This window comes from Cupriavidus sp. 05N40, assembly GCF_056397305.1.
The window spans coordinates 1-10390 of record NZ_JBFTND010000238.1 but is presented as its reverse complement, the minus strand read 5'-3'; the positions used below and the strand labels follow the sequence as shown (position 1 = coordinate 10390).

At 68.0% G+C, this 10390-nt stretch carries 8 protein-coding genes; 4 read left to right on the top strand and 4 right to left on the bottom strand.

The features are described from left to right. Positions 1-62: 62 nt before the first annotated feature. Together AC1DO7_RS35555 and purN are read right to left on the bottom strand one after the other, a co-directional pair. A complete protein-coding gene (locus AC1DO7_RS35555) occupies positions 63-1463 on the bottom strand; it encodes an RsmB/NOP family class I SAM-dependent RNA methyltransferase (RefSeq protein ID WP_441618555.1) in 1401 nt (466 codons plus the stop codon). After that, positions 1460-2116, bottom strand: coding sequence for a phosphoribosylglycinamide formyltransferase (purN, locus tag AC1DO7_RS35550; RefSeq protein ID WP_441618553.1), 657 nt, complete (start codon positions 2114-2116; stop codon positions 1460-1462). Before purN ends, AC1DO7_RS35555 begins: the two co-directional genes overlap by 4 nt. A gap of 241 nt (positions 2117-2357) precedes the next feature. On the opposite strand from purN, the gene AC1DO7_RS35545 reads away from it, so the two are divergent. Further along, on the top strand, positions 2358-3017 hold the full coding sequence (locus tag AC1DO7_RS35545) for a response regulator (protein ID WP_441618551.1): 660 nt from the start codon (positions 2358-2360) through the stop codon (positions 3015-3017). Between the two features lie 181 nt (positions 3018-3198). Here AC1DO7_RS35545 and AC1DO7_RS35540 read toward each other — a convergent pair whose 3' ends face one another. Further along, positions 3199-5028 carry a sensor histidine kinase gene (locus AC1DO7_RS35540; RefSeq protein WP_477117191.1) on the bottom strand — a complete coding sequence of 610 codons (1830 nt, stop codon included), beginning with the start codon at positions 5026-5028 and terminating at the stop codon, positions 3199-3201. 148 nt (positions 5029-5176) lie between these two features. Here AC1DO7_RS35540 and AC1DO7_RS35535 point away from each other — a divergent pair, with 148 nt between their 5' ends. The 3 genes from AC1DO7_RS35535 to lspA all read left to right on the top strand — a co-directional run bounded on the left by AC1DO7_RS35535 (position 5177) and on the right by lspA (position 9733). Next, the gene (locus AC1DO7_RS35535) at positions 5177-6184 is read left to right on the top strand and encodes a bifunctional riboflavin kinase/FAD synthetase (protein WP_441618547.1); all 1008 of its coding nucleotides are present in this window, start codon (positions 5177-5179) and stop codon (positions 6182-6184) included. A 142-nt stretch (positions 6185-6326) separates the two neighbouring features. Beyond that, complete coding sequence (gene ileS, locus AC1DO7_RS35530; RefSeq protein WP_441618545.1) at positions 6327-9206, top strand: isoleucine--tRNA ligase; 2880 nt, start codon at positions 6327-6329, stop codon at positions 9204-9206. Continuing rightward, positions 9206-9733, top strand: coding sequence for a signal peptidase II (gene lspA, locus AC1DO7_RS35525; RefSeq protein WP_441618543.1), 528 nt, complete (start codon positions 9206-9208; stop codon positions 9731-9733). The genes ileS and lspA overlap by 1 nt, the downstream gene beginning before the upstream one ends. A gap of 32 nt (positions 9734-9765) precedes the next feature. Here the strand turns inward: lspA and AC1DO7_RS35520 are convergent, their stop codons facing one another. Next, positions 9766-10344: a YdcF family protein gene (locus AC1DO7_RS35520; protein ID WP_477117192.1), complete on the bottom strand. Its 579-nt coding sequence runs from the start codon at positions 10342-10344 to the stop codon at positions 9766-9768. Positions 10345-10390 lie beyond the last annotated feature (46 nt).

The window sequence follows — 10390 nt, the reverse complement described above, 5'->3', positions numbered from 1 at the left end:
CAGGACGCCGGTGACAGGACGCCGGCTAAGCCCGGCTAACCCGGGCCAACCCTGGCCAACGCTTAACTGACGCGCTCCAGCACTGCGGCAAAGAAGCCGTCGGTCTGGTGCACGTGCGGATAGAGCGCCAGCATTTCGGCATCCTCGGGCAAGCCCGGCACCACGATCTTCTGCTCGGCCAGCACCTGCGAGGCCGGCACCAGGCGGAAGCCCGGATGCGAGCCGAGGAAACCGCGCACGATGCCCTCGTTCTCGGCCTCCAGCACGCTGCAGGTGGCATAGACCACGCGCCCGCCGACCTTCACCAGGCGCGCGGCGGACTCGAGGATCGATGCCTGCTTGGCGGTCAGCTCCAGCACCGACTGCGGCGACTGGCGCCACTTCAGGTCCGGATTGCGCCGCAGCGTGCCGAGGCCGCTGCAGGGCGCGTCCACCAGCACGCGGTCGATCTTGCCGGCCAGGCGCTTGATCTTGGCGTCGTGCTCGGAATCGATCTGCACCGGATGCACGTTGGACAGCCCGCTGCGCGCCAGGCGCGGCTTGAGGTTGGCCAACCGCTTCTCGGACACGTCGAATGCGTAGAGACGGCCGGTCGAGCGCATCAGCGCGCCCAGCGCCAGCGTCTTGCCGCCCGCGCCCGCGCAGAAATCGACCACCATCTCGCCGCGCTTGGGTGCAACCAGGTTGCACAGCAACTGGCTGCCTTCATCCTGCACTTCGACCAGGCCATTGACGAACAAGGGCAGCTGGTTCAGCGCAGGCTTGCCAGCCAGGCGGATGCCCGCGGGCGCCATCGGCGTGGCCTCGGCCTTCAGGCCTGCGGCCTCCAGCTCGGCCAGCGCGGCTTCGCGCGAGGTCTTGGCCAGGTTGGCGCGCAGGTCCAGCGGAGCCGGGCGCAGCCAGGCATCGCCCAGCGCTTCGACGAAGGCCGCGTCGTGGCGCGCCGCGAGCTCGTCGAACAGCCACTCGGGCAGGTTGGCGCGCACGCGCGGGGCCAGGCTGGCGCGTTCGATGGTGGTCAGCCGGTCCAGCCACTCGCCTTCCTCGGGCAGCAGGAAGGGGGTCAGCACGTCGCGGCCGAGCGTGGCTGCCAGGCCCAGCAGGGCGAGGCGGCGCTGCGAGGCGCCCGTGCCGGAAGCGGCGAACTGCGAGAACTCGACCCGCCGGCGCAACACCGCGAACACGGCTTCGGCGATGATGCCGCGCTCGCGGTGCCCCAGTTTCGGGTTTTCGCGGAAGTAATAGCTCACCACCACGTCGGACGGGCGCGTGAACATCAGCACCTTGCCCAGCAGGCGGTCGATGTGCTGGATATGGACGGCGTGCAGGCCGCCGTGCGGCGCGCGGCCCTGCTGCGGCGCGTGGCCGTCGCGGCTGTCGCTGGTGCGCGCGGCCTGGCGGATCGGCGTGGCCTTGCGCTTGTTGCGGACGGGCTGGCGTGCCCCTGCGGTATTCCGGCTCATGACTGCACCTCCTTAGCGGCAGCAAAGGCCGTGAAAAGCTGGGATTCGGCGGGGTCGACGCTGACCACGCCGGCATGCACGCGCAGCCGGTCCTCGACGAACCAGCGCACTGCGCGCGGGTAGATTGCGTGTTCGGCCGGCAACAGGCGCTCGGCCAGGCTCTCGGGCGTGTCGCCGGGCAGCACGTCGAGCGCGGCCTGGACGATCACCGGGCCGTGATCGAGCTCGGGTGTGACGAAATGGACGCTTGCGCCATGCACTTTGACGCCTGCCTCGATGGCCTGGCGATGCGTATGCATGCCGGGAAAGCAAGGCAGCAGCGAAGGATGGATATTCAGCATGCGCCCCGCATATTTGTCGACAAACCCCGGCGTCAGGATACGCATGAAGCCGGCCAGCACGACCAGATCGGGGGCATGGGCATCGATGGCAGCACCGAGCGCCGCGTCAAAAGAGGCGCGATCTGCATATTTCTTGTGATCGACCACGCCGGTCGGCACGCCATGATCGGCGGCGAACTGCAGGCCTTCGGCATCAGGCCGGTTGGACAGGACGGCCGCCACGCGCGCCGGCCAGCCCTCGGCGGCACAGGCGCGGACGATGGCTTCCATGTTGGAGCCACGCCCTGAAATCAGGATAACGATATTTTTCATCGCGCAATTCTACCAAGGGAGGACCCGTACACGACCAAAGCGAGCGCATTAGGCACTTAAAACACGCTAAACCCCCGTCGGCGCAACGATTTGCATGGCCTGCGCGCAACGGTGTTCCTTGTCGCATGATTGTGACGCCTCGCCCGCTCTGCTAGAGTGGCTGCTATCGTCCACGCGCAGACCGTTTCACGCGGCTTCAAGTGACAACAAGGACGAAGTGAGAAATTAGACGGGATATCGCATGTCGAACGCTGCACCGACCTTGCTGGTGGTCGATGATCATCCAATGGCCTTGTCCGGCACCACCGCCTTCCTGGCGGAAGTGATGCCCGACGTCGCGGTCCATGCCGCCGGGAGCGCCAAGGAGGCGCTCACCACCTTGCAACAGGGGTTGCGCCCGGACATCGTGCTGCTCGATATCTGGCTGACGGACGGCACCGGCTTCGATGCCATGCAGGCGCTCAAGACGCTGGTCCCCTCCGCGCGCTTCATCTTCATGTCGGCCGAAGCCACGCCCGAGATCGTGGGCCGTGCGCGCGCGCTGGCCGCCTACGGCTTCGTCGGCAAGCACCTCGACGCCAATGCCTTCACCGCGGCGGTACGCAAGGTGCTGGCGGGCGACACCTCCTTCCCCTCCGACGAAGCCCTCAACGGCCGCGCCCAGTCCTTCGGGCCGGCCCACGGCATTCCTGTCACTCCGGCCGAACTGGGGCTGACCCCGCGCCAGGGCTCGGTGCTCGCGCTGGTGCTCGAAGGCCTGCCCAACAAGGTCATCGCACGGCGCCTGGGACTGACCGAGAACACCGTCAAGGAACACGTCTCGGCCATCCTGCAACGGCTCGGCGTGCGCACGCGCATGCAGGTGATGTCGCGCATGGAGCGGTTCCGCCTGCGCCAGTAAGCGCACGAAGCCCGGCGGATCGGGCCGGGAAGCACGATCAGCACGATCAACTCGATCAGCGCGATCGGATATCTGCATGATCGGAATGTTCGGAACAAGGCGAAGCGCTGGGCGTGCAACTTTGCAAACGGCGCTGGCCGTGGCCGCGTAACGCGGCGCCGGGACCTTCCGATGGCGCCTGTCAGGCCGGGCGCAGCCAGCGCCGCAGCAACAGGCGCAGCGCCGCCGGATCGACCGGCTTGGGCAGCACGAAGTAGCCGGCTTCCTCGGCCGCCGCCAGCGCGTCGGATTTCAGGTCGCCGGACAACAGCGCGCTGCGCGCCTGCGGCTGCGTGTTCTGCCAGCGCTCGAGCAGGTCCAGGCCATTCTCGCTGCCAGGCAGGCGCAGGTCGCAGAAGATGATGTCCGGCTTGAGCCCCTGCCCGAACAGGTGGTCGGCGTCCGCGCCGTGGGCCGCGCAGGCTACCTCGATACCCCAGGCTTCCATCAGCGCGATCCAGGCCTTGCGGATCTGCGTATCGTCGTCCACCACCAGCACGGTGCCGCGCAGGCGGTCCGGCTTGGCGTCCTCGGCCTGCGCCGAGGCGCGCACGGCCCGGATCGTGGCGACGGTCTCGGCCTCCACCGGCGCCAGCGAGAACCAGAATACCGACCCCCGCCCCGGCACCGAGCGCACACCATAGGTGCCGCGCATCAGGCGCACGCACTCCTTGAAGATGGCCAGCCCCAGCCCCAGCCCCTGGGACGGATCGCGCTGCGGGTTATGCACCTGGTAGTAAGGCGAGAAGATATCGGGCAGGTGCTCCGGCGTGATGCCGGCGCCGGTGTCCCACACCTCCACGCGGATATGCTTGCGGCGCTCGCGCGCGGTCACCAGCACGCCGCCGCGGCGCGTGTAGCGCAGCGCGTTCTGCACCAGGTTGAACAGCGCGCGGCGCAGCAGCACCGGCTCGGCCATGGCATACAGTTCCTCAGGCACGCGYGGCGTCAGCGTCAGCCCGCTTTCGCGCGCATCCGCGGCGAACTGGCTCATCACCTCGTTGATGAGATGGCCGAGTTCGCACGGCTCCAGCGTGGGCAACACCTTGCGGCCTTCGAGCTTGGACAGGTCCAGCAGCGAGCGGAACAGCAGGTCGATGGTCTGGGTGCCGGCCGCCACCTGCTCGACCAGCGGATGCAGCGAAGACGACTTGTTGCGCGCGCGCAGCGCCTCGACCAGCATCACGAGCGCATGCACGGGCTGGCGCAGGTCATGGCTGGCGGCGGCGAGGAAGCGGGATTTCTCCTCGCTGGCGTGCAGCGCCCTTTCCTTTTCTTCCTGGAACTGCTTGGCCAGTCGCCGGCTGTCGCTTTCGAGCTGGATCGCCCGCACCAGCGTGCGCTGCAGGTTCAGCGCATGGCGCGTGAGCATGATGGCGTAGACCATCAGCAGCAGTTGCACGTAGGTGCCGTGACCGGGAAATGCATAGTCGGCCAGCAGGATATTGGGCACCAGGATCGGGACGCCGGCGTAGACCAGGTTCGACGGCACCGGCGACTGGGCGGTGACCCCGCCCGCCAGCACGCCGAGCGCCAGCAGGTACAGCACGCTGGAGAACACGGTCGAGCCGGTAAAGAGATGCAGCAGGGCGGAGCTGCCCCAGGTCAGGCCGGTCAGGAAGGCCATTGCCCGCATATTGGCCCACCACTTGCGCGTATGCGCCGAGCGGCTCATGGTGGCGCCGTCGCGCAGGTAGCCGAAATAGAACCAGCCCGTAGCGGTGGTCAACACCAGCATCACGCCGCACCAGCCCAGCAGCGCGGCATGGTCGGCAGCGGACCAGAAGGCGATCGCGGTCAGGACCGGCAGCACCAGCGAGGCGACGATGGCGGTGGGAGAGACGCGGTGGATGGTCGCCAGCAGCTTGGCCCGCGTGTCGGTATCGAGCGGAGGCCCTGGCGGCGGCAGGATTCGGTTGAGCAGCGCGATCAAGGGAAGGGCTGGGGYGTCGGAAGCGATCCGCCGTATCATGCCGCCTTTTGGGGCGCGGCGCCACGCCGATGGGTCGATCCGTGCACAAAAACGCCAGCTCCCGGCCCCGCTGCGGCGCGGCCGGGCGAAACTTGCCCCCCATTCGCCTTATAATGCTCGCTTTATCCGAACGCCTGACGCCGTCCTCGTGAAAGTCTTCCGTGGCCTGCCCAATGCCGAGAGCCGTGCGCCCTGCGCCCTCACCATCGGCAATTTCGACGGTGTCCACCGTGGCCACCAGTCGCTGCTCGCCCGCGCGCGCGCGGCGGCAGACGCGCGCGGCCTGCCGCTGTGCGTGATGACCTTCGAGCCGCACCCGCGCGAGTTCTTCACCCCGGACAAGGCGCCCACGCGCATCGCGCTGCTGCGCGACAAGCTCGAGAGCCTGCGCCGCAACGGGGTCGACCGCGTCGTCGTCGAGCATTTCAACGCCCATTTCGCCGCCCAGTCTCCGCAAGCGTTCGTGGAGAACGTGCTCTGGCATGGCCTGCACACGCGCTGGCTGCTGGTCGGCGACGATTTCCGCTTCGGTGCCAAGCGTGCCGGCGACTTTGCCTACCTGCAGCAGGCCGGCGGCCAGTTCGGCTTCGACGTGGAACAGATGGGTTCGGTCTCCGAAGGCGGCGTGCGCATCTCCAGCTCCGCGGTGCGCCAGGCGCTGGCCGACGGCGATCTCGAGCATGCGCGCCGCCTGCTCGGCCACGGCTACGCCATCAGCGGCCACGTGATCCATGGCCGCAAGCTGGGGCGCGACCTCGGTTTCCCCACCCTCAACCTGCGCATCTCCCACAAGCGGCCGGCGGTCAGCGGCATCTTCGTGGTGCAGGTGCACGGGCTGGGCGAGCATCCGGTACCGGGCGTGGCCAGCATCGGCGTGCGCCCGACCATCGAGGATGCCGGCCGGGTCCTGCTGGAAGTCCACCTGTTCGACTTCAGCGAGAGCATCTACGGCAAGCTGGTGCGGGTCGAATTCATGAAGAAGCTGCGCGACGAGGCCCGCTTCGACGGCCTCGAAGCGCTGACCGCGGCCATCGCCAAGGACAGCGCGGACGCCCGCGCCTTCTTCGGCCTGACCGCGCCGGGCTCGCCCGCGGGCACCACGCTGGCAGCGGGCGGGCGCGACTTCGCCACTTCCGCCACCGACCGAATTAGCTAGCGCCCCGTTCCCGCGCAGCGGGACCCGGGTCGCTACCCCTTCAAAACCGTGGCTTCCCCGCAGCCTGCCCACGCCGTACCGCGCGCCCGCACCCAGCCGAGCTAGTGCCCCGCGCGGCAACCGAATTGCCCCGAGAATCGACATGTCCAACGACAAACGCGCCAAGCCCGAAAAAAGCAAGTATCCGGTCAACCTGCTCGAGACCCCCTTCCCGATGCGCGGCGACCTGCCCAAGCGCGAGCCGCTGTGGGTCAAGCAGTGGCAGGAAAAGCAGATCTACAAGAAGATCCGGGCCGCCCGCAAAGGCGCCAAGAAGTTCATCCTGCACGACGGCCCGCCGTACGCCAATGGCGACATCCACATCGGCCACGCCGTCAACAAGATCCTCAAGGACATGATCGTCAAGGCGCGCGGCCTGTCCGGCCTCGACGCGGTCTACGTGCCGGGCTGGGACTGCCACGGCATGCCGATCGAGATCCAGATCGAAAAGCAGTTCGGCAAGGGCCTGCCGGTGCAGGAAGTCCAGTCGAAGGCGCGCGCCTACGCCACCGAACAGATCGCCCGCCAGAAGCTGGACTTCGAGCGCCTGGGCGTGCTGGGCGACTGGGAACACCCCTACCTGACCATGAACTACAGCAACGAAGCCGACGAGCTGCGCGCGCTGGGCAAGATCATGGAAAAAGGCTACGTGTTCCGCGGCCTCAAGCCGGTGAACTGGTGCTTCGACTGCGGCTCGGCGCTGGCCGAGGCCGAGGTCGAGTACAAGGACAAGACCGACCTCTCGATCGACGTGGGCTTCCCCTTCGCCGAGGCCGACAAGCTCGCGCATGCGTTCAAGCTGCCCGCGGCACAGCTGGCCGCCAAGCCCGGCTGGATCGTGATCTGGACCACCACGCCGTGGACCATCCCGTCCAACCAGGCGCTCAACGTGCACCCGGAAGTGGAGTACGCGCTGGTCGACACGCCGCGCGGCTACCTGATCCTGGCCACCGAGCGTGTCGAGGAACAGCTCAAGGTCTACGAGCTCGAAGGCAGCGTGCTGGCCACCACCACCGGCGCGGCGCTGTCGGAGATCCGCTTCCACCATCCGCTGGCCAAGATGGACGCGGGCTACGACCGCCTCTCGCCGGTCTACCTGGGCGACTACGTCACCACCGATACCGGCACCGGCATCGTGCACTCGGCGCCGGCCTACGGCGTGGAAGACTTCCAGTCGTGCAAGGCGCACGGCATGAAGGACGCCGACATCATCAGCCCGGTGATGGGCGACGGCGTCTACGCCAGCACCCTGGCGCTGTTCGGCGGCGAGAAGATCTGGGACGCCAACCCGAAGATCGTGGACACGCTCAAGGCCTCGGGCAACCTGTTCAACTCGCACAAGTACACCCACAGCTACATGCATTGCTGGCGCCACAAGACGCCGATCATCTACCGCGCCACCTCGCAGTGGTTCGCGGGCATGGACGTGGACCCGGTCGACGATGGCCCCACCCTGCGCGAGACCGCGCTGGCCGGCATCGAGGCTACCGAGTTCTTCCCCGCCTGGGGCAAGCAGCGCCTGCACAACATGATCGCCAACCGGCCCGACTGGACCCTGTCGCGCCAGCGCCAGTGGGGCGTGCCGATGGCCTTCTTCCTGCACAAGGAAACCGGCGCGCTGCACCCGCGCACGCCGGAACTGCTGGAAGAAGTGGCCAGGCGCGTGGAGCAGCACGGCATCGAAGCCTGGCAGACGCTGGACCCGAAGGAGTTGCTCGGCGACGAGGCCGCCCTCTATGAGAAGAACCGCGACACGCTCGATGTCTGGTTCGACTCCGGCACCACGCACTGGAGCGTGATCCGCAGCTCGCACCGGGAAGACCTGTACGATCCGTCGGCCGACCTGCCCGAAGGCCGCCTGGCGGACCTGTACCTGGAAGGCTCGGACCAGCACCGCGGCTGGTTCCACTCCTCGCTGCTGACCGCCTCGATGCTGTATGGCAAGCCGCCCTACAAGGCGCTGCTGACGCACGGCTTCACCGTGGACGGCGAAGGCCGCAAGATGTCGAAGTCGGTCGGCAACACGGTCTCGCCGCAGGATGTGTCGAACAAGATGGGCGCCGAGATCATCCGCCTGTGGGTGGCTTCGACCGACTACTCCGGCGAACTGTCGATCTCCGACGAGATCCTCAAGCGCGTGGTGGAGGGCTATCGCCGCATCCGCAACACGCTGCGCTTCCTGCTGGCCAACCTGGCCGACTACGACCACGCGCAGCATGCGCTGCCGGTGTCGGAATGGCTGGAGATCGACCGCTACGCGGTGGCGCTGGCCGACCGCCTGCAGCGCGAGATCCTGTCGCACTACGACGGCTACGAGTTCCACCCGGTGGTGGCCAAGCTGCAGACGTTCTGCTCGGAAGACCTCGGCGGCTTCTACCTCGACGTGCTCAAGGACCGCCTCTACACCACGGCCGCCGGCTCCAAGGAGCGCCGCGCCGCGCAGAACGCGATCTACCACATCACCCAGGCCATGCTGCACTGGATGGCGCCCTTCCTCTCGTTCACCGCCGAGGAAGCCTGGCAGATCTTCGGCCACGGCACCGAGCACCGCGACACCATCTTCACCAGCACCTACTACGAGGTGCCGGCGGTCGACCAGGCCGACGAGCTGCTGCAGAAGTGGCACGCCATCCGCGAAGTACGCGCGGAAGTCACCAAGCAACTGGAGTCGGTGCGCGTGGACGGCGAGATCGGCTCGTCGCTGCAGGCCGAGGTCACCATCCAGGCCGGCGGCCCCGTGCTGGCCGCGCTGCAAAGCCTGGCCGACGACCTGCGCTTCGTGCTGCTGACCTCCGCCGCCAAGGTGGCGCCCGCGCCGGAAGGCGGCGACCTGCTGGTCACGGTCACGCCGTCGGTGCACGCCAAGTGCGAGCGTTGCTGGCACTACCGCGCCGACGTCGGCCGCGACCCGGCCCACCCTACCCTCTGCGGCCGCTGCGACAGCAACCTGTTCGGCGCCGGTGAACACAGGAGCCACGCCTGATGGCCACCACCACCACGCGTAGCGCGCGCGGCACCAAGCGCGCCAGCAAGGGCAGCAGCACCACGCCGCTGCTGTGGCTGGCGTTCGCCCTGCTGGTGATCGTGCTCGACCAGTTCTTCAAGATCGTCATCGTCCGGACCTTCGCCTACGGCGAGTCGCGTCCCGTGACCGGCTTCTTCAACCTGGTGCTGGTCTACAACAAGGGCGCGGCGTTCAGCTTCCTGGCCGACGCCGGCGGCTGGCAGCGCTGGTTCTTCACCGGGCTCGGCGTGGTGGTGGGACTGTTCATCGTGTGGATGCTGTACCGCCACACCGGCCAGCGCCTGTTCTGCTTCGCGATCTCGCTGATCCTGGGCGGCGCCATCGGCAACGTGGTGGACCGGGTGGCCTACGGCCATGTGATCGACTTCCTCGACTTCCACATGCGCAACTACCACTGGCCCGCGTTCAACGTGGCGGACTGCGCCATCACGGTGGGCGCGGTGCTGCTGATCGTCGATGAACTGCGCCGCGTGCGCCGCCACTGAGGGCGGCCGCCGGCGGCAGGCACGCGCCCCGCTCAATAGCGGATCGCGTACCAGGCATGCTTGAGGTATTCGGCAAGCACGGCGCTGCCCTCGTAGATCACCAGCGAGTTCGTCAGGCTCGCGCCGGGATAGACGCCATGAGCGCCCCACTCGACCTCGCCCCAGGTCTGGCGGAACGATTGCAGGGCCCGGCTGGTGTGATACCAGCTGGTCACCAGCACCGCCTGGCGGGGCGCGAAGCGCTCCAGTTGCGCCCGCGTCATGCGGGCGTTTTCCATGGTGCTGCGCGAAAAGCACTCGTAGCCGATACGCCCGCGCGGCACACCGGCCATGACCAGCCGGCGCACGTTCAACAGGCAGTCTCCGGTGCCGGTGACGAACACGAAGGGCGCCACGCCGGCGTGGTACAGCTCCGCCGCGCCGATCACGCGCTCGCCCGACTCCCCGCCCAGCACCACGATCCAGTCCGCCCGCGCCGGTACGTCCTCGCGCGGCAGCCATTGCCTGGCGAAGGCCAGCAGCAGCACGGCGAGCGCCAGCGCGCAGGCCAGCAACAGCAGGATCAGGTTCTGCAGGCGCAGGGGCCGCTGCGGGCGGTGCTGGCGAAACAAGGGACGTGGCGACATGAGGACGGCGAGGAAGGTGGCTCGGCAGAGG